This window comes from Mesorhizobium sp. B4-1-1, assembly GCF_006439375.1.
GTDB lineage: Bacteria > Pseudomonadota > Alphaproteobacteria > Rhizobiales > Rhizobiaceae > Mesorhizobium.
Window position 1 is genome coordinate 60,351 of sequence record NZ_VFTH01000004.1, and the last position, 19,672, is coordinate 80,022.

19 protein-coding genes are annotated in these 19,672 nt (G+C 64.7%); 9 read left to right on the top strand and 10 right to left on the bottom strand.

The features are described from left to right. Positions 1-3: 3 nt before the first annotated feature. Both FJW10_RS07040 and FJW10_RS07045 read right to left on the bottom strand, forming a co-directional pair. Positions 4-369, bottom strand: a complete 366-nt coding sequence (locus FJW10_RS07040) for an avidin/streptavidin family protein (RefSeq protein ID WP_140828006.1) — start codon at positions 367-369, stop codon at positions 4-6. 230 nt (positions 370-599) lie between these two features. Beyond that, the gene (locus FJW10_RS07045) at positions 600-1,205 is read right to left on the bottom strand and encodes an NADPH-dependent FMN reductase (protein ID WP_140899422.1); all 606 of its coding nucleotides are present in this window, start codon (positions 1,203-1,205) and stop codon (positions 600-602) included. Between the two features lie 91 nt (positions 1,206-1,296). Between FJW10_RS07045 and FJW10_RS07050 the strand changes: the two genes are divergently transcribed. Next, the gene (locus FJW10_RS07050) at positions 1,297-1,665 is read left to right on the top strand and encodes a helix-turn-helix domain-containing protein (RefSeq protein WP_140828002.1); all 369 of its coding nucleotides are present in this window, start codon (positions 1,297-1,299) and stop codon (positions 1,663-1,665) included. Between the two features lie 171 nt (positions 1,666-1,836). Here FJW10_RS07050 and FJW10_RS07055 read toward each other — a convergent pair whose 3' ends face one another. Next, positions 1,837-2,040 (bottom strand): hypothetical protein, encoded by a 204-nt coding sequence (locus tag FJW10_RS07055; RefSeq protein ID WP_140899424.1) that lies wholly within the window; start codon positions 2,038-2,040, stop codon positions 1,837-1,839. Between the two features lie 118 nt (positions 2,041-2,158). Further along, entirely contained in the window at positions 2,159-2,554 is a 396-nt protein-coding gene (locus FJW10_RS07060) for an acyl-CoA thioesterase (RefSeq protein WP_140647529.1), read from the bottom strand. 188 nt (positions 2,555-2,742) lie between these two features. Between FJW10_RS07060 and FJW10_RS07065 the strand changes: the two genes are divergently transcribed. From FJW10_RS07065 to FJW10_RS07075, 3 genes are read left to right on the top strand one after another with little or no spacing between them, the layout of a single operon-like run. Then, positions 2,743-4,359 (top strand): GMC family oxidoreductase N-terminal domain-containing protein, encoded by a 1,617-nt coding sequence (locus FJW10_RS07065; RefSeq protein WP_140899426.1) that lies wholly within the window; start codon positions 2,743-2,745, stop codon positions 4,357-4,359. Next, the gene (locus FJW10_RS07070; RefSeq protein WP_140899428.1) at positions 4,356-5,567 is read left to right on the top strand and encodes a mandelate racemase/muconate lactonizing enzyme family protein; all 1,212 of its coding nucleotides are present in this window, start codon (positions 4,356-4,358) and stop codon (positions 5,565-5,567) included. The genes FJW10_RS07065 and FJW10_RS07070 overlap by 4 nt, the downstream gene beginning before the upstream one ends. After that, entirely contained in the window at positions 5,564-6,481 is a 918-nt protein-coding gene (locus FJW10_RS07075; protein ID WP_140899430.1) for an NAD(P)-dependent oxidoreductase, read from the top strand. Before FJW10_RS07070 ends, FJW10_RS07075 begins: the two co-directional genes overlap by 4 nt. 72 nt (positions 6,482-6,553) lie before the next feature. Here the strand turns inward: FJW10_RS07075 and FJW10_RS07080 are convergent, their stop codons facing one another. Continuing rightward, complete coding sequence (locus tag FJW10_RS07080) at positions 6,554-7,492, bottom strand: diacylglycerol kinase family protein (protein WP_140899432.1); 939 nt, start codon at positions 7,490-7,492, stop codon at positions 6,554-6,556. 599 nt (positions 7,493-8,091) lie between these two features. Beyond that, on the bottom strand, positions 8,092-8,466 hold the full coding sequence (locus FJW10_RS07085) for a hypothetical protein (RefSeq protein ID WP_140899434.1): 375 nt from the start codon (positions 8,464-8,466) through the stop codon (positions 8,092-8,094). A gap of 160 nt (positions 8,467-8,626) precedes the next feature. Here FJW10_RS07085 and FJW10_RS07090 point away from each other — a divergent pair, with 160 nt between their 5' ends. After that, positions 8,627-9,142: a hypothetical protein gene (locus tag FJW10_RS07090; RefSeq protein WP_140899436.1), complete on the top strand. Its 516-nt coding sequence runs from the start codon at positions 8,627-8,629 to the stop codon at positions 9,140-9,142. A 60-nt stretch (positions 9,143-9,202) separates the two neighbouring features. Here the strand turns inward: FJW10_RS07090 and FJW10_RS07095 are convergent, their stop codons facing one another. After that, complete coding sequence (locus FJW10_RS07095; RefSeq protein ID WP_140899439.1) at positions 9,203-9,829, bottom strand: hypothetical protein; 627 nt, start codon at positions 9,827-9,829, stop codon at positions 9,203-9,205. A 237-nt stretch (positions 9,830-10,066) separates the two neighbouring features. Here FJW10_RS07095 and FJW10_RS07100 point away from each other — a divergent pair, with 237 nt between their 5' ends. Further along, positions 10,067-10,549: a DUF2314 domain-containing protein gene (locus FJW10_RS07100; protein ID WP_140899441.1), complete on the top strand. Its 483-nt coding sequence runs from the start codon at positions 10,067-10,069 to the stop codon at positions 10,547-10,549. A 3-nt stretch (positions 10,550-10,552) separates the two neighbouring features. Here FJW10_RS07100 and FJW10_RS07105 read toward each other — a convergent pair whose 3' ends face one another. Beyond that, complete coding sequence (locus FJW10_RS07105; RefSeq protein ID WP_140899443.1) at positions 10,553-11,524, bottom strand: DUF3137 domain-containing protein; 972 nt, start codon at positions 11,522-11,524, stop codon at positions 10,553-10,555. Between the two features lie 181 nt (positions 11,525-11,705). Further along, the gene (locus FJW10_RS07110) at positions 11,706-12,752 is read right to left on the bottom strand and encodes a CapA family protein (RefSeq protein WP_140827984.1); all 1,047 of its coding nucleotides are present in this window, start codon (positions 12,750-12,752) and stop codon (positions 11,706-11,708) included. A 144-nt stretch (positions 12,753-12,896) separates the two neighbouring features. Between FJW10_RS07110 and FJW10_RS07115 the strand changes: the two genes are divergently transcribed. Beyond that, on the top strand, positions 12,897-14,153 hold the full coding sequence (locus tag FJW10_RS07115) for a hypothetical protein (protein ID WP_140899445.1): 1,257 nt from the start codon (positions 12,897-12,899) through the stop codon (positions 14,151-14,153). Positions 14,154-14,172: 19 nt separating this feature from the next. Here the strand turns inward: FJW10_RS07115 and FJW10_RS07120 are convergent, their stop codons facing one another. Continuing rightward, on the bottom strand, positions 14,173-15,396 hold the full coding sequence (locus FJW10_RS07120; RefSeq protein WP_140899447.1) for a TauD/TfdA family dioxygenase: 1,224 nt from the start codon (positions 15,394-15,396) through the stop codon (positions 14,173-14,175). A 104-nt stretch (positions 15,397-15,500) separates the two neighbouring features. On the opposite strand from FJW10_RS07120, the gene FJW10_RS07125 reads away from it, so the two are divergent. Beyond that, a complete protein-coding gene (locus tag FJW10_RS07125) occupies positions 15,501-16,436 on the top strand; it encodes a LysR substrate-binding domain-containing protein (protein WP_140899449.1) in 936 nt (311 codons plus the stop codon). A 99-nt stretch (positions 16,437-16,535) separates the two neighbouring features. Continuing rightward, the gene (gene uvrB / locus FJW10_RS07130; protein WP_140899451.1) at positions 16,536-19,670 is read left to right on the top strand and encodes an excinuclease ABC subunit UvrB; all 3,135 of its coding nucleotides are present in this window, start codon (positions 16,536-16,538) and stop codon (positions 19,668-19,670) included. Positions 19,671-19,672 lie beyond the last annotated feature (2 nt).

Consider the following 19,672-nt stretch of genomic DNA (forward strand, 5'->3'; position numbering starts at 1 on the left):
TGGCTATTCTCGGACGAAGGTGTCGAGGCTAATGCCGAAGGCACGCCAGGTCCCTACCCGCTTGCGGGAAGCGGTTTCGCCCTGCTTGCCGGTGATGGTGCTGCCCGCCACCGTCAGCCACATCGTCTCCAGTTTGCCGTCCCGCAATATGCCGGTGTAACTCACCGCGGCGGGGCCGGCGGTACCCTCGCCGGCGGCCGTTACTCCAATCACATCGCCATGCGCGATGCCGGATATCGGCACGGTCTGTCCATAGAAGCTGCTGTCTTCGAGCGCCGTGCGAAACGTGCCTTCAATCCGGCCGCCGTCCTCGCCGGTTATGTCGAGGACGGACCCGTACTGATTACGCCATCTGCCAAGCCAAGGCATTCAGGTCCTCCAGCACTGTACTGGCTTTGTCTTGAGCGGATTCGGGCCTGCATCTAACGCGTCGTCCCGAGCGGTCAAGTGACCGGCAAACCCGAACGCAGCTATTGCGACGGCTTAAAGAGATCAAACTGGAATCTAGGCAAGACGGTAGCTCGGGTTCGCGCAAATTGAAAAAGGGGCGACGCTCGCGCCGCCCCTTTCCCAATGGGAGGACAATATCGATCAACCGCTCAGGCAGCCCGGGCTTCCTCGTCGAGCACATCTGCCTTGCGCGCCGCCTTCAACACCTTCGCCCACCAGGCGACGTCGTTGACCAACGCCGCGGCAGCCTGGTTCAGGTGCTCGATGTCCTCGAGCTTCTTCTCGCCCTGGCGGACGGCGAGGAAATCGCCCCAGGCGATGTGGACAGCCGACTTCACCGGCGCCATCTGCAGCTCGACGGCATGCAGGCGAAGCTGTTCGACCGCGCGCGCGCCGCCGACGCTGCCGTAACCGACAAAGCCGGCCGGCTTCTTGTTCCATTCATTGGCGGCGTAGTCGATCGCGTTCTTCAGCACGGCCGTCGGGCCGTGATTGTATTCGGCGGCGGTGAAGATGAAGCCGTCGAACTCGGCGACCTTCTTCTGCCAGCGCTGCGCCACTTCGTTCTGCGACGGCGCCCAGGCGGAGGACGCGACTTCGTCGAAGAACGGCAGCGGGAAATCGCGCAGATCGACGACCTCGACCTCGATGTCGGCGTTCGCCTTGGCGATCTTGGCGATCCACTGCGTCGGGACGTCGGCGAAGCGGGCGGCGCGCGTCGAACCGACGACGATGGCGATTTTTGGTTTGGACATAGGGGCTCTCTCCTTGCGGGAATTGCTGGTATCGCTTGGATACCGGCGCTATATCTGATACTGACAAACCGGCGCGCAAGGAGGCACGTTTTTGTTACTGAGGCACCCGCACATCACCGAAGACTGCCGTGCCGTGTCGGAGATCCTGCAACGAGTCGGCGACAAATGGACCGTGCTCGTGGTCGGCAAGCTGGGCGACGGGGCGATGCGCTTCAACGAATTGCGCGCCGCCGTCGGCGGCATTTCGCAGAAGATGCTCACCACCACCTTGCGCGGTCTGGAACGCGACGGATTCGTGACGCGAAAAGTGTTTCCGACCATTCCGCCACGTGTCGATTACGAGCTGACCCAGCTCGGCCACGAGTTGCTCGTGCCGGTCGGGGCGCTCGGCGAATGGGCGCGCAAGAACACCAATCGGGTCCGCGAAGCGCGCGCGAAATTCGATAGCCAGCAGGCTTGAAACCCCTGTAGTCCAATGGTTTCTGAACCATTGGATGAACCGTGCGGCTCGGCGCCGGCCCCTGTCTTGCGTTTCGCTTCGATCAAATCCGCTGCGGCCTCGCCGCTAGCCTCGCCGGCGTCTCCGCGCAACCGCCTCGACAAGCAGGACTGTCTTTAGCCGGCCACCCATTCAGGCGTTTGGATTGGTGCTGCCGCAACACGCCGTCGAGCAGCTTTCCGATTGCGCGGCCCTCTTGCCGGCCACGGCGCGATCCCGCACGCAGGCGACGCGCGGAAGGTCTTTCCTGACCTCCATGTAGGCCGTTATGCCGAGCAGGCAGACCAGGGCAATAAGGGCTGCCACGAGCCAGCCGTTCAGCAAATGTTGACGCATTGTTTTCCCCCTCGCGACCTCAAAGTGGGGCGCGAAGGCAACCATCGGATGTCGCGAAGCGCATCTCCCACGCGGGCGTTGTTACAAAAGGGCAAGCCTGGGGAGAATCGGTCTCCCGTCAGATCTCGGCCGGAACGGGCTTCGGCTTGCCTTCGCCGTCGAGCGCGACCATGACGAAATCGGCATGGGTGACCTTTTCCATCAGGTCGGAAAGGTAGCGTTGCGCCCAGGCCTCGACCTTGAGCACCATCGAGGTGCGGCCGACGCGCTCGACATGGGTGTAGATGCAAAGCGTGTCGCCGATCTTCATCGGCTTGGCGAAGGACATCTCCTTGACCGCGGCAGTGACCACGCGCCCCTTGGCGCGCTCGGCGGCGCGGATGCCGCAGGCAAGGTCCATCTGCGCCATAACCCAGCCGCCGAAGATGTCGCCGGCGGCATTGGCGTCAGAGGGCATGGCGAGCGTCCTCAAAGTGAGATCGCCGAGAGGTTTTCCGTCCGCGTAATGCACCATGGCGAAATCCTTGGAGGTCGGTTGCTGTTGCGTAGCAATGCGACCGCCATGTCGCAAGCTTTGGTGAAAGCGAAATGCACGCCGCTTCGCCGGTCGCTTTTTTCACAAGCCATGCCGGAAGCCACGGCGACGCCGCGAGCCGGCAATGTCTAGGGTAAGCCCGACATTGCGGAGCCGCCCACGCCATCATGCAGACTTATGATTTCATCGTCGTCGGCTCCGGTTCGGCCGGTTCGGTCGTTGCCGACAGGCTGTCGGCGTCGGGCCGCTTCTCGGTGCTGGTGCTGGAGGCCGGCGGAACCGATCGGCGGTTCTACGTCCAGATGCCGCTCGGCTACGGCAAGACCTTCTTCGATCCGGCCGTCAACTGGAACTACAAGGCCGAGCCGGATCCCGGTCTCGCCGGCAATGCCGACCACTGGCCGCGCGGCAAGTTGCTCGGCGGCTCGAGCTCCATCAACGCCATGGTCTTTATCCGCGGCGCGCGCGAGGATTTCGACGCCTGGGCCGCCGCCGGCAATCCCGGCTGGGGTTATGACGATCTTCTGCCCTCCTTCAAGGCGATGGAGGACAATGCGGCCGGCGCCGACCGGTGGCGCGGCGTCGGCGGCCCCTTGCGCGTCACCGATTGTTCCCGCGCCGTACACCCGCTGACCAAGCGCTATCTGGCCGCCGCCGAGCAGGCCGGCCTGCCGTTCAATCCGGACTTCAACGGCGCTTCCCAGGAAGGCGTCGGCATCTACCAGATCACGACCAGGAACGGGCGCCGCATGTCCGCCGCCCGCGCCTTCCTGCGGCCGGCCATGAAGCGCGTCAACGTCCGCGTCGAGACCAACGCGCTGGCGACGAAGATCCTGTTCCAGGGCAAGCGCGCCGTCGGCGTCGAATATGAGCAGAATGGTCAGAAGAAGACGGCACGCGCGGGCCGCGAAGTGATCCTGTCGGGTGGCTCGGTCAACTCGCCGCAACTGCTGCAGCTTTCCGGCGTCGGCCCGTCGGCGCTGCTGGCCGGCCTCGGCATCCCGGCGGTCCATGCCAACGACAATATCGGCGCCAACCTGCAGGACCATGTCGGCATCAACTATACCTTCAAGGGCAAGGTCCCGACGCTCAACCAGATCCTGCGCCCATGGTGGGGCAAGCTGTTGGTCGGTATGCAGTACATACTGACACGCTCCGGTCCGCTGTCGCTGTCGATGAACAATGCCGGCGGCTTCTTCCGCACCGACCCGACGATGGCGCGGCCGAACATGCAGCTCTATTTCCAGGCCTTCTCGACCGTCATCCCGAAGAGCGGCGAGCGTCCGATCCTGACGCCCGACCCATGGCCGGGCTTCTCCATCGGCCTGTCCAACTGTCGCCCGTCGAGCCGCGGCGAGATCATGATCCGATCGAACAACCCGCGCGACTATCCCAGGATCACAGCCAACGCCTATTCGACCAACGCCGACGTCGACGAGATGCTGGCGGCGGTGAAGTTCGTGCGCAAGATCGCCTCGATGCCGGCCATGGCCGAGATCATCGAGGAAGAGGTTCTGCCCGGCCCCTCGATAAGGTCGGATGCCGACTTGATCCAGGATTTCAGGAAACGCTCGGGCACCGTCTATCACCCGGTCTCGACCTGCCGGATGGGGCCGGACGCGTCGCGCGCCGTGGTCGATCCGCGGCTGAAGGTGCACGGGCTGGACGCCTTGCGGATCGTCGACGCTTCGATTTTCCCCGACAACATCACGGGCAACACCAACGCCGCCTCGATCCTGACCGGATGGAAAGGCGCCGACCTGATTCTGGAGGACCACAAATGAAAATCACCGACGTCAAGACCTGGGTTGTCGGCAACCCGCCGCCCGGCATCGGCGGCAAGTATTTCATCTTCGTCAAGCTCACCACCGATGGCGGCGTGGCCGGCTATGGCGAAGCCTACAACGCCACCTTCTCCGCGCATGTCACCGCGAAGATGATCGAGGACATGGCCGAACGCTATCTCGTCGGCCGCGATCCGCATGACATCGAGAATTTCTTCCGCCGCGCCTATTCCTCCGGCTTCACCCAGCGCCCCGACGTCTCCGGCATGGGCTGCTTCTCGGCGCTCGAAATGGCCTGCTGGGACATCGTCGGCAAGGAAGCCGGCAAGCCGGTCTACAAGCTGCTCGGCGGCCAGGTGCATGAGACGCTGCGCTCTTACACCTATCTCTATCCGCACACCGGCAGCGTCCATTCGGAAGATGCGCGCGGCAAGAACGTCTACAACGACCCCGACATGGCCGCCGCCTGCGCGCTCGAATATGTCGAGCAGGGCTTCAACGCCGTGAAGCTCGACCCGGCTGGTCCCTACACCGCCTATGACGGCCACCAGCCGCGCCTGATCGACATCGACCTTTCGGCGCGCATGATCAAGGCGATCCGCGCGGCGGTCGGCACCAGGGCCGACATCCTGTTCGGCACGCATGGCCAGTTCACCGCATCCGGCGCGCTGCGCATGGCGCGCGCCATCGAGCCCTACGACCCGCTCTGGTTCGAGGAGCCGGTGCCGCCGGATATGCCCGAAGTGATGGCGCAGGTCGCCCGCGGCACCTCGATCCCCATCGCCACCGGGGAACGCCTGACCACCAAGTTCGAATTCGCCCGCGTCATCGAGAACCGCGCCGCCACTATCCTGCAGCCCGATCTCGGCCGCTCTGGCGGCATCCTTGAAACCAAGAAGATCGCCGCCATGGCGGAGGCCTATCACATCCAGATCGCGCCGCACTGCTATTGCGGGCCGATCGTCGGCGCGGCCAACATCCAGCTTGCGGCGACGCTGCCGAATTTCCTCATCCTCGAATCCCTGAAGCAGTGGGACGGTTTTCACGCCACGCTGCTCAAGAAGAAGATCGAATGGCAGGACGGCAACGTCGTCCCCTCGAAGGAGCCCGGCCTCGGCGTCGAGCTCAATGAGGAGGTCTGCGACGCGCATCCCTACTCCGGCAAGGAGCTGCATTTGCAGATGATGCAGACGCCGCTGATGCCGTGAGTGAAAGCTACGCCTTCATCGGCCTCGGCCATCTCGGTGGCAAGCTTGCCGCCAGCCTGCTGCGCAACGGCTTTGCCGTCACCGTCTTCGACCGCGACCCGGAAGCGGTCGATCGTCTCGTCGCGCTCGGCGCGGCGGCGGCGGAAAGCCCGTCCGAGGCGGCGGCCCGCTCCGGCAACGCGATCACCTGCCTGCCATCGCCCAAGGTGAGCGAAGCGGTGCTCGGCGGTCCCGACGGATTGCTCCAAGGCCTGCCAGCCGGCGGCACCTGGATCGAGATGTCGACCAACGGCCGCGATGAAATTTTACGACTTGCCGGAATTGCTTCGGCGAAGGGCATCGAGACGCTCGAATGCCCGGTAACCGGCGGCGTGCACCTGGCGGCAGCGGGAAAGATCACCGCGCTGGTCGGCGGCGACGCCGCGCTCTACGAACGCCATCGCCCGGCCATCGAGGCGATGTGCGCGAAGTCGTTCCTGATGGGACCGGTCGGCTCGGCGGCGGTGATCAAGGTCATCACCAACATGCTGGCCTTCATCCATCTCGTCGCCGCCGGCGAGGCGTTGATGCTCGCCAAACAGGGCGGGCTCGACCTCGACCAGGCCTATCACGCCATCGTCGCCTCTTCCGGCAACAGCTTCGTCCACGAGACCGAGAGCCAGCTGGTGCTCAACGGCTCCTACGACATCGGCTTCACCATGGACCTGGCGCTGAAGGACCTCGGCTTCGCGCTTGCAATGGGCCGGGATTTCCGCGCCCCGCTCGACCTGGCGTCGCGCGTCAACGCGATTTTCGAAGAGGGCAAGCGCGCCTATGGCGGCGACGCCTGGTCGACCCAGATCGTCAAGCTTCTGGAGGATGCGGTCGGGACGGAGCTGCGCGCGCCGGGCTTCCCGGCTAAGCTGGAACTATAACCCCGCAAAAAATCAGCCAGCCATTTCAACCATCTGCCCGTGCCAGCTGAATCAAACTCTCAGCCAGTTGATTCAACCTCGCAGCGTCAGCGCGCCGGGCAGGATCTCGAAGGTCGCCGGAATCCGGCCCGGGGACTCGCCGTCTATGTCGACCAGCGCGCCGTTCTTCTCGACATCGCCGAGCGGCTCGACCATCACCTTGCGCCCGCGCAGGACGGTGATTGCCGGATGGTTGCGATGGCGACCGCGATAGAGCAGGCGGAGGTCGCGGATCAAGCCGAGCTTGCCGGCAGCCCGCAGGATGACGACGTCGAACTGGCCGTCGGCGAGCTCGGCGTCCGGCGCGATCATCATGCCGCCACCGAAGAATTTGCCGTTGGCCACCGCCACCAGCGCCATGCGCGCCTCGACCGGCTCGCCGTCGTCGATGGTGATCCGGACGTCCTGGAAGCGATAGCGGACGAACTCGAGCACCGTGCGCCAGAGGAACAGCGCCTTGGCCGACACCCTGCCCTTGCGCTTGTCGGCGTTGACGGCGCGATCCGTCGCACCGGACAGGCCGAGGCTGGCGATATTGATGAAGTGGCGGCTGGCCAGCGCGCCATGGTCGTCGATGTAGCAGATGCGGCCGGCGTCGATCTTGCGGCCCTCGGCATCGGCGATTTGCTTGACCGAGGCGCCTATGCCGCGCGGTAGGCCAAGCCCGCGCGCGAAGTCGATGCCGGTGCCGCAAGGCAGAAGTCCAAGCGCGCTTTCGCGGCCGCTCTCTTGCCGTGCCTGCAGCAGCCCGTCGGCCACCTCGCTGGCGGTGCCGTCGCCGCCGGCCGCGATCACCAGATCGCATCCGCCGGCGGCGAGGTCGATCGCCAGCCGCTCGGCGTCGCCGCAGGCTTGCGTCTCGCGCAGGTCGAAATCGCCGAAATTCGTCTTGAGCGACGCCGCCGCCTCCGCCCAATGCCGCTTGAGCCTGCCGCCTCCGGCAATCGGATTGAGAACCACCCCGACCTTCAAGCCGACCTCCCCGAGGCACGTCGCGCAAAATGCGCGGCGGAGTCCGCGCCGGCGCCCAAAGTCTTTTGCCGGCCCAAACTCTTTTGCCGACATTGAAACGCGGACCGGGCGGCGGAGCAAGGCTCGAACACCCAAGGCCGCTAAAAAAGCGGGGCAGGCTGTCTAAGGGGTTCGGCCGGCAGATTGCGAAGCTTTTGCCATTGGTCCCCGATAATCCCGCTATCCACAGGCACGCCGGCATTCCCCAGACCCCTTATCCGGCGTACGTTCAACCCATCTCAGGCGGCCACTGAACGCCCCAGCCGAAAGGCAAAGCGCAAGGCGGATTTCCTGAGGCCCGTACGGCCCAGAACGAGAGCAGGCTTGCCTGTTGGAGGGACGGATGCCGAGACCTACGGGTGCCGCGGAAAGCGTGCCAACGCCGACGGCGGACCGATGCTGCCATGAAGGCCGGTAAAAACCTTCGATGGCACGCTGGGCGAAGCCCGCAAGGGTGGAGATCGGCGTGGTCTGGAACGGGAGCTGCCCTCGGGTGGCAACTGGCAGGACCGTCAAAATCAAGGCTGGCTTGGCGCGACGACTTTACGGAAGTTGCTGCCTTAACCGGCTCCTGATCTGACAGGGAGGCGCTGGGAGAAATCCCAGCGCCAACTGTCTTTTTGGGAACGGCTTTCCAGGCAGTTTGGCGCGATGCCTCGGCAGCGGGCGAGTGCTGCGGGCGGAGAGGCCTTTACCGAGATGGTCCCGCGCCTGACCGATAAGGGAATCTCCTTCGTCGAGATCGGCGGCAACGACGAGATCACTGTCACGGTCACCTCGGGCGCGGAGATCGCCGCCCCGAAGGCGCGCGCATCCTGTTCAGCCAGCCGATCCCGGTATCGCCCGACACGCGCCGCACCGCGCTGGCCGTCGCCGTGCGCAAGCTGCACTTGGTCCTGCCGGCTCTGGCCAAGGCCGGTGCCAAATTCGAACATGTCTACGCCGACGACTGAGGCATTTCGGTCACAGTCGCCCGCTGAGCAACCTTCGGAAACCTGCCGTCATCCACATTTCACAATCGCGGCCAAATCCCGCCTTGTTCGGCATGGATTGATGCGAGTGGGGTGGAAAGGGCAATTTCGAAGGGACAAGACCGTGATCAAGACCGCCCTTGTCGCCATGACCATCGTCGGCTGCGACTGCGATGCCAAGCTGTGCGAATATATCGGCGAGACGCCGGCCAAATGGACGACGATCGCCGACTGCGAGGCGGCGATGAAGAGCCAGATGCTGCACCAGCGCAATTTCAACTATCCGCTGGTTTCAGGCATCTGCCGCGTCAAGGGCTCGGCCTCTTCCTCCGAGCTTGCCGCGAAAGCCTCCAGGCCGGATCTGAAGCCCAGGAACCGCGTCGTCGAAACCATCGCCCCCCTGCCGCCCGAGCTCGACCATCGCCCGAGCGTCCCGGTCGGCGCAACGGTGACCGCCAGCGAAACGGAATCGGCAAAGCCCGTCGCCTTCGATGGGTCGGTCGATGGCGGCCGCGCCGTGCTTTACCGCACCAAGGCCGGCTATGCCGTGGTCAAGACCGATCTCAGCCGCGCCGCTGGCGCAACGGTGGAGGCCGCGAAGCGCTCGGCGAACTGGCTGGCCGGCCTGACGGGTCTGTAAGCCCGTCCAAGACGTGTTCAGATTCAGAGCAGGCCGGCCTCGCCTGAATATCGGCACACCTTACAGCTTGATCTTCAGGGTCTCCCAGAACTCGTCGATCAGCGGTTGTTCGGTCGCATTGTCCTGATCGCCGATGCGCGTGATGAAGAGCAACCCTTGATCGGCGGTGCCGAAGCCGACGATCTCGAAATCCGCACTGTCTGTGCGCGTCTTGACGGTGGCCCTGAGGCCCGTCAACTCCTTGCCGTCGGCCAGCTTGCGACTCGTCGGCTGCTGCGTCAGCTGACCACCCGCCTGGACTGTTTCCTTGGTCATCTCCTGCAGCATCAGCTGGTTGAGGGAAACCGGGTTCATCCTGTCGTATTTCTGCACCACGACCAGGGTGCCGAGCGCCGATGCCATCAGATACTGGGCGATGCCGTCGCCGAGATCGGTCTTGGTGACCGAATTGGTGCTCGGATGGACGAAGGAGAATATTCCGTCGGAGAAGGTGGCGAAATCATTGTGCTCGAGCCTCACCTTGCTGGTCTTGCCGCCGAGCAAGGTCACGTCGACATCCTCGCCCGGATCGATATCGACGCTCACGCCGTCGATGGTCAGCTTGAACGCCTTCGGGTCGTCGGCACGGGCAGGCCCGGCGCAAAGCACGATCGCCGCGAACGCCGCTGCCACAAATCTCGGTCGCATATCCTGCCCTCTCCGCGCAATTCCATTCAACGTATTCGATTTCTTCGGCAGCCGGGTCTTCCCGCTTGTCATACCCGGCTGACCATCAGCGTAGGTCACTTCGCAAACCACGGATGATTGTCGCAAATGGCAGGCGTCCGCCCATGGCCTCAATAGCTTGGCGGCGAACCGCAGTTCGATTGATAATGCCGACATATTACAGGAAGATAGCGGCCTTGACCGGGGTTGGGGGGTGTCATGACGGTTGCCGTTCGTATCGCGCTATGCCTGCTGCTGGCGCTCGCTCCTTTGCATGCCTGGGCGGAGGGCGACGACAAGGCCATGATGATCGCCTCCGACGACGCCGAGATGGCGGCGGCGATCGCAAAGGCGCGATCCAGCCTGGATGAATTCCTGGCCTTGGCCGACGCTCCGCCGCCGGGAACCGACAGGTTCAAGCTGAAGGTGATGATCGTCGACGGAAATGCGACGGAGCATTTCTGGGTCATCCCCTTCAAGCGGACCGACACCGGCTTCGTCGGCATATTGGCGAACGAGCCGGAAATCGTCGGCAACGTCGTCCTTGGCCAGAACATCGAATTCACCAGGGACGACATCTCCGACTGGGGCTACACCAGGAACGGCCGCCAGATCGGCAGCTTCACCGTCTGTGTAATGTTCAAGAAGATGTCGAAGGAAGAGGCGGATTACATGCGTTCTGCATACGGCTTCGATTGCTGAACCCTATCCGGCCGCTTCGTCCTTCGCGCCGATCTTGCGCACCAGCGCCGCCGTCGCCAGCATGGCGCCGAGATCGGTGATCATCGGCGCGACATGAATGTTGTAGTCGATCGGTTGCGAGATATCCGGCAGCTCGAAGAAGTTCTTCGACCGCGGCATCAACAGAAAGCCGTCGCTGCCGCCGAGCGCCACCCGCGCCGGGTCGTAGGGCCATGTCTCGCGCAGCCAAGTCAGCGCCCGCGCCATCCGGCCGGTCACCAGCGGCCGCGCCGCCTCGACATTGTCGGTGCGGAATTCATAGGCGTCGTCGAGGTCTTCGACGCCGGAGGACAGCTCCTGCATCTTGCTGGTGAACATACCGCGAAAGAAATGCGCCACCTTGCCGGCCTTGCGCGCCGCGACCAGCGTGCCCGGGAACGGCTCGATGGTCTCGAAGGCGACGATGACGCCCTTGAATGCGGTCGTCTCGCTTTTGCCGGAGCCTTCCCAGAGCTTGGCCTCGTAGAGTTCGAAGGGAAAATCCTCGTAGCGCCCGGAAATAACGTCGTCGAAGCTCTGGCGGTTGAAAGCGCCGACGGTTTCGCGCGGCATCCTGTCGAAGGAGTTCGGTCGCGTTCCGTGCTGGTAGCGCACGTCGCGCACGAAACCGAAGATCATCGGCAGCAGCGTGTCGCGGAAGGATTGCTGCAGCCGGGTCGCCGGCCTCAGCGCCTGGAAATAGAGCACCACCGCCGCGGCCATGCCGCCAAGATAGAGAAAGACATGCGGCGTGGAGAGCCACTGTTCGTGCGGATCGGCGGCGGCGTTGAACAGCCAGGCAATGAGCGCGACGAAGACGACGGCCAGGCCGACGAACACGGGCACCCGCCAGCGGACCTGTTTCTGGGCTGACGCCCGTTTCGCCTCGTAGTCCTCGATGCCGCGCCTGATGCCTGCGATCACCGCTTCGCTCGGCATGAAATCCACTGCTTCCATGGCCACCCCCGGCCGCCGCTGAGATGCGGCTATGATAGCGGCTTTTGCGCGAAAGTCGCCTGCGCTCACGGCGATGGGCGGCCAGAGCATTCCAGGAAAGTGTGAAACGGTTTTCCGTCCGGAATTGCGTCAAAACAAATAGCTAGGGCAGTTCGTCGTTTCCGTGGAACGAAGAACCGCTCTAGTTCCGCGAGGCTGGGAAAATCGTCGCCAGCCGCGCCGTTACCCGCGGCTTGAGCGCCCCGTCGAGCGTCTCCACCGGCACCAGCCGCTCATGGCTGCCTGCCCGCAGCCGCATGAAGAAATGCATCTTGTAGGCGGCGATGGCGCCGCGCGTGGCCGGATCGGCGCTGACATCGACAACGAATATCGAGCCGACGCGTGCCGGCCATGGCGGTCTGGTAAAGGCAGTGCCGAGAAAATCGCCGAGCCCATAGGCGACGAGGCTGTCGCCGATGCGCTCGATGGGCTGCACGACATGCGCGTGATGCCCTGCGATCAGCCGGGCGCCGCGATCCGCCAGCCGCCCCGCCAGCGACCGCGTCGCCAGCCGTGGAAAATGCCGGAACTCCCAGTCCCAGTGCGGCACCGCGCAAAGCAAGTCGATGCCGGAAGCGTCGCGTGGCCATTCGGCGGGATCGCTGCGCATCGAGATGCGTTCCTCGAACGGCGCGGCGTCCGTGTTGCGCCACAGGGTGAAAGCCGCAAAGCCGATCGTCAGCGATCCGGCCGCATGACGCTGGACCGGTCCGCCCGCAACCGTGCCGATGGTCCGGATCCCGAGCCGGCTCAACGCCGCGCGTGTTTCCTCGAAGCCGGCAATCCCCTGGTCGAGCACATGATTGTTGGCCAAGGACAGAACGAGCCTGTCGCGCGCGATGCCGGCGGTTGCAAGCGCATCGGCCAGGAAGCGTTCGCCCATCGCGTGATGCGTGCCGAGCCGCGTGCCGATCGCCGCGCGTGGGCGTTCGACGATCGGGCTTTCGCAATTGCCGACCACTAGGTCGGCGCATGAAAGCAGCGCGGCGATCAGCGGATCGCATTCCGGCGCATCGCGATTGGCGACTGCCGAAATGTCACCGACGAACGCCAGCCGCACCTTCCGCATGGGCTGCGGATCGATCAACGTTGCCGCGGGCGCCGCGAAACCGTCCCGGTCGCCGGCAAGCGACGGTCGCAGCAGGCGCGGCAGCCACGACAGTTTGTAGGAAAGCGGATAATTCGACACGGGCAGGTCCAGTTTCGCCCTGTGTAGACTGTCTGACGGGTCGGTTGAAGCCGGGCGCCATTGCGAAAACGAACTCGCTGATCTGCAAGACCGGAGAACGCCTCGAGTCAAATACGTGTATGCTCGCGGCATGAGTGGAGGGCAATGACGATGCGTAGAGCGATCCTTGCAGCAGCCTTGTTTGCATTCCTGCCGGCATCCTTCGCGTGGGCGGAGATGCCGGACGCGGCCAAGTCCATGTTTGAGGCGAAGAGCGTTGCCGACCGCAACGCGGCGCTGTCGACGCTGGAGGCGACAGCGGCCAGGGATCCGGCAGCGGCCTATGCCGCGGGCGCCGGCGAATTCTTCACCGCCTTGGAACTCCTCGCCACCGGCCTGCATCGGCATGGGTTCGAGAGCCCGAAATCCTTCATGCTGCCGCTGATGCAATTGCCCGTGCCGGACAATCCCAACCCGCAACCGCTGACCTATGAAGAATTCCGCGCCATTCTTGTCGCCTTCCGTGACCGGCTGGAAAAATCCGCTGCAACGCTGGGCTCGGTGCCGGCCGATGCCGATATCGGCATGGTCGTCGACCTCACCCGCGTCGGCATCGACCTCAACGAGGATGGCAAGCTCGCGCCCGACGAAAGCATCGCCGCCATCATGGCCTCGCTTGCCCGTGGCAGCATCGACACCAGCGATGCAGCACCCTCGCTCACCTTCCGCTTCGACCGCGCCGACGGCTTCTGGCTGCAAGGCTATGCCGAGTTCCTGATGGCGCAGGCCGATTTCTGGCTGGCGCATGATTTCAAGGGCATGTTTGACGGCTCCTTCCACATGCTGTTCCCCCGCGCGAAACTGCCGCTGCAGGATACGCTTGTGCCACTGGACGGCGGCATGAGCGGCAACATGTTCGCTTCGGAATGGCGCTTCGCCGACTTCGTCTCGCTGGTGCACCTCGTCAACTGGCCGGTGGTCGAGCCGGAGCGCCGGCAGGCCGCGCGCCGCCATTTGCTGGAAATGATCCGGCTGTCGCGCGAGGACTGGAAAGCGATACTGGCCGAGACCGACAATGACCGCGAATGGCTGCCTGGACCGCAGCAGAAAGGCGTCAATCCGCTGACCGGCCTCGAGGTCGGCGAGCAGCAGGTGACCGCCTGGCTCGCCGCGCTGACCATGGCCGAGGACCTTCTCGAAGGCCGCGTGCTGCTGCCGCATTTCCGCGTCACCGGCAGGGGCATCAACATGAAGCGCTTCTTCGACGAGCCGAAACCTTTCGACCTCGTGCTCTCGATCACCGGCCCCGGCATCGCGCCTTATCTCGAAAGCGGCAGGATCCTCACCGGTGACGATTTCGACCAGATCCAGCGCGAGTTCGGCGGCGCCGGTTTCCTGACTTTCGCGCTGTGGTTCAACTGAGGACCTATCATCCAACAGGCTAAAGAATAGCCCCCTGGTAAAGCACCGCCTGTGCCTCTTGCGGCGCGAAGCGACGGGCCAGTGTGCGGAACGCACTGTGGACGCCGTCACGGTCCAGGTTGCAGCTTCTGAGGTGGCGGACCGCCAATGTCGGATCGAATTCGGTGCGCCCGTGCAGGACCCGCTGATTATCGAAGACCAGCACCTCGCCGGGCTGCAGTTGGTGCCGGAACTGGTTCGCCGGACCGCAGATCAGCCGCGTCAGCTCGGCAAGCGCCTCGATCAGCCCGTCGATCTCGTCGACGGCGCCGGCCTGCGGCGCCAGGCAGCGGTCGTTGAAGCGTAGACCGGTGACGGCGCCGGTCGCGTCTAGGCTGATGACATGCGCCTCGGCGCTGAAGAACACGTCGCCGGCGTGCTCGCGATGGAATGTCACGCCATGCCGGGTCAGCAGGTCGAACAAATGAGGCGTGTTCGTGCGCATCTGTTCGGCGACCTGAAAGCCGTCGACCATCAACGAGGCGCCGCCAATGCCGGCGCCAGTCCTGATGGCATGGAAGAAGATGAAGCCGGGCGGCGAATAGCGGAACGGCTCATCCGTGTGCGGGATCTGCGCGCGCGCCGTCTCTCCGGCCACCCGCGCGTCAGGTCGTGAGATGAGATCGAAGACCTTGCCGTAGCTGGTCTCGCGCACCGGACCGTAGCGGCCGGCGACACGCAGCGTCGCCTCGGGCTCGGCCGGAACGCCGGTCAGCATGGCGATGCCGTGGTCGCGCAAGGCGCACAGCGAGCGGAAAAGCGCCTCGTCGTTCTCGACCACCGCGTCGAAGGCGAAACGGCGGAGCCGGCTCGCCAAGTCGCTGTTCCACAGGTCCGGCTGAAAGCGCGGCGCGCCATGGTCGCCGGCCTGCCCGGCATAGACAGCCAGAAAGCCCGCCGCGAAACGGGAGGCATGGCCGTCCTGCCAGACCACGTCCATCGTCCCGTCGGACGAGATTTCGACCGACGTCGCCCGGATATCGGCGGGAACGTCGGCGGGCGTCAGCCAGCGCTTTCCGGAAGCGGTGTCGCCGCATATCTCGCATTCGCAGGCAAGCCGCAGCCAGCGCATCGACAGCCGGCCGGCGCTGCCGTCGTCGAATTCGATCGTGATGCGTGCTCCCTCGTTGCGCGTCGATCGCAAGCAGCGCGGTGTCGCAAGAGCCTGGCCGGCGGGGACGGACTGCGTTTGCATATCGAGCATGGCGATGGCTTCCCTGGATTGAGTTGTCTTCAACAACGGTAGGGTGGCGGCCGCTTTTCCTGCAAACGAGTTTGTTTTCACAAGTTTTGAGGTAAGCTCAATCCATGACGTTTCTTCACGACCTCCCTTTGTCGGCTTTGCGGGCGCTGGCCGCCGCCGCGCGCACCGGCAGTCTCACGCGCGCCGCCGACGAGCTCGGTGTCACGCCGGGCGCCGTCGGCCATCAGTTGCGGCAGCTGGAGGATCGGCTTGGCGTCAAGCTGGTCAGGCGCGAGGGCAACGGCATCGCGCTCACGCGCATCGCCGAAGCGGCGCTGCCCGACATCGACCGTGGGTTCGACGCGCTGGCGTCCGGGCTGCGGCGGCTGCGTTTCGAGCGCCGCGCCGATACGTTCACCGTCGCGGCCGATCCGTCCTTCGCCTCGCTTTGGCTGGCGCCGCGCCTTGGCAATGTTCGCGCGGCTCTCGGCAGGCTGGATGTGCGCGTCGTCGTGTCGATCGCGTTGGATTCGATGCTGGACGAAGGCATCGACCTCGCCATCAGCTACCGCAACAGCTCGGCGAAATATCTCGCTTCGGCCGAGCTCTTCACCGAAAGGGTAGTCCCGGCATGCGCCCCGGCGTTGATCGGGAACCGCTCCGACCGGGACGGCGCCGGGATGCTCGACCGCCTGCCTCTGCTGCATATCGATCAGACCATGGGCGACGACGTCTATCCCACATGGGAGAACTGGTTCACCGCCGCCGGCCGACAGCGCAAGAACATCGACCACGGACCCCGGTTCCCCTTGACCGTGCTGGCCGCGCATGCCGCGATCTCCGGCATGGGCGCGCTGCTTGCCAGCGAACTGGTGCTGAGGGAGCATTTCCGCTCCGGTCAGATCGTCGAGATTGCCGGCGAGGTTCCGGCATTGACCATCAGGCGCCGTCTGGTCTGGCCGGTGGACGGACCGAAGGCCCGCCGCGCCGCCGCCGTCGCCGCGGCGCTTGCCTCGACCGCGACAGCGGACGCCAGCGATCTCCGGCTCACTACGCCATGATGCCTCTCCTGACAGCCTTCTGTCAGCAGCGTCCGCGCGCGGCCGGCGCCGTTTCACTCGGCTCTTTCCATTTCGGCCGAGTCCACCCATATTCCGGTCATGGCCAGACATCCTGACAAGAAGACGCCTTCGCCGGCGCAAGATGACGCGCCGAAGCGGCGCAGTCCGCTGACGGAATTCCTCGATGCCGCCGAGCCGCTGAAGCCCGGTGGTTTTGACGAGGCGCCGCAGGCCGACTTTTCCGGCGCGCCGCTGACCGGCTCGATCTCCGATTGGGCCGGGCAGATTGAGCGCGAGGCGGAAAAGCAGCCGAAGGCGAAAGTCCCGAAGAAGATCCCCGAGCGCTCGTCGGCGCCCGGCCGCACGGCGCGCGGCACCTCGATGGGGGGTGCTGCGTCGGCGCGCGAGCGCACCGCGGCCGGCCTCAATCCGATCGCCGGCCTCGACGTCTCGCTGGAAGAAGCCGAGACGATGACGTCCAGCGGCGTAACCGCCACGGTGGCAGCACTGTCGGCACTGATCGAATCCGGCAATCCCCTGCACAAGGACGGCGTGCTTTGGACGCCGCACCGCCCCGAGCGCCCGGAAAAATCCGAAGGCGGCATCGCCATCAAGATGGTGTCGGATTTCGAGCCGGCCGGCGACCAGCCGACCGCGATCAAGGATCTCGTCGAAGGCGTCGGCAGCAACGACCGCACCCAGGTGCTGCTCGGGGTCACCGGCTCGGGCAAGACCTTCACCATGGCCAAGGTGATCGAGGAAACGCAGCGTCCTGCCCTGATCCTGGCGCCCAACAAGACGCTGGCCGCGCAGCTCTATGCCGAGTTCAAGAAATTCTTCCCCGAAAACGCGGTCGAGTATTTCGTCTCCTACTACGACTATTACCAGCCGGAGGCCTATGTGCCCCGGACCGACACCTTCATCGAAAAGGAATCCTCGATCAACGAGCAGATCGACCGCATGCGCCATTCGGCGACGCGTTCGCTGCTCGAGCGCGACGACGTCATCATCGTCGCCTCGGTGTCCTGCATTTACGGTATCGGCTCGGTCGAGACCTATACGGCGATGACCTTCCAGATGCAGATCGGCGACCGGCTCGACCAGCGCGCCCTGCTCGCCGATCTCGTCGCCCAGCAGTACAAGCGCCAGGACATCAATTTCGTCCGCGGCTCCTTCCGCGTGCGCGGCGACACCATCGAGATCTTCCCGGCCCACCTAGAAGACCGCGCCTGGCGCATCTCGATGTTCGGCGACGAGATCGAGTCCATCACCGAGTTCGACCCGCTGACCGGCCAGAAGACCGGCGAGCTGAAAAGCGTCAAGATCTACGCCAATTCGCACTATGTGACGCCGCGCCCGACCTTGAATCAAGCCATCAAGTCTATCAAGGAAGAGCTCAAGCTTCGCTTGCAAGAGCTTGAAAAGGCTGGCCGCCTGCTGGAGGCGCAGCGGCTGGAGCAGCGCACCCGCTTCGACCTGGAGATGCTTGAGGCGACCGGTTCCTGCGCCGGCATCGAAAACTATTCGCGCTATCTAACCGGACGCCAGCCGGGCGATCCGCCGCCAACCTTGTTCGAATACATTCCCGACAACGCGCTGGTCTTCATCGACGAAAGCCACGTTACCGTGCCGCAGATCGGCGGCATGTATCGCGGCGACTTCCGCCGCAAGGCGACGCTGGCCGAGTACGGTTTCCGCCTGCCTTCCTGCATGGACAACCGGCCGCTTCGCTTCGAGGAATGGGACGCCATGCGCCCGCTGTCGGTGGCGGTTTCGGCGACGCCGGGCAGTTGGGAACTCGACCAGTCCGGCGGCGTCTTCGCCGAGCAGGTCATCCGCCCGACCGGCCTGATCGACCCGCCGGTCGAGGTGCGTCCGGCCAAGAGCCAGGTCGACGACGTCGTCGGCGAGATCCGCGACACGACAAGGGCCGGCTACCGCACGCTGGTCACAGTGCTGACCAAGCGCATGGCCGAGGACCTCACCGAATACCTGCACGAGAACGGCATCCGCGTCCGCTACATGCATTCCGATATCGACACGCTGGAGCGCATCGAGATCCTGCGCGATCTGCGTCTGGGCGCCTTTGACGTGCTGGTCGGCATCAACCTCTTGCGTGAAGGCCTCGACATTCCCGAATGCGGCTTCGTAGCGATTCTCGATGCCGACAAGGAAGGTTTCCTGCGTTCTGAAACCTCGCTGATCCAGACCATCGGCCGCGCCGCCCGTAACGTCGATGGCAAGGTCATCCTCTACGCCGACCAGATCACCGGCTCGATGGAGCGGGCGATGGCCGAGACCAACCGCCGCCGCGAGAAGCAGATGGAGTGGAATCTCGCCAACGGCATCACGCCGGAATCGGTCAAGTCGCGCATCGCCGACATCCTCGACTCGGTCTACGAGAAGGACCATGTCCGCGCCGACATCTCGCAGTTCACCGACGATGCCGGGGCGATGATCGGCAACAACCTCAAGACCCATCTCGAGGCGTTGGACAAGCAGATGCGCGATGCCGCCGCCAATCTCGACTTCGAGAAGGCGGCGCGCGTCCGCGACGAGATCAAGCGGCTGCGCGAGATGGAGCTCGCCATCTCCGACGATCCGCTGGCGCGCGAGGTGGAAGGGCAAAGTCCTGCATCGGGCCGCGAAAAGGGCAAGCACAACAAGGGCGTCGCCAAGCATCGTACGGTCGAGGAGCAGGAGCGTTTCCGCAAGCTCGATGAAGCGCGTGCCGCCGAGGAAGCGGCCAAAGCTGCCCGGCCCAACCTGTTCCGCAAGCCGCATCTCGACGAGATGGGCGCCGACGGTGCCGTGCCGGTGAAGAAGCCGCTTTTCGCCAAGCCGTCGATCGACGACATGGGCCCCGGCACCGACATGGCGACCCCGGCCGGCGCCGTCTCGCGTTCGCTGTTCAAGAAGCAGAGCGCGCAGGAAGCGCATGGTTCCGATTTCGGCATTCCCGGCGACCGCAGCAAACCGCTGTTCCGCAAGAACTCGCTTGACGAGATGACGGTGCGCCGCACCGAGAAGCCCGTCGAAGGCAAGAAGCCGGCTAAGCCGCAGCCGATCTCCACCCCTGTGGGGGAGATGTCCGGCAGGACAGAGGGGGGCGCGAAGGAACGCGGCGACAAACCCATCGTCCGCCAGCGCGCCGGCATCGGCTCCTACGAGGATCCTGCGGACGAGCGCCGTCAGAAGCGCCTGCCAAGCAAGACAGGACGGCCGGGGAGGTAGCC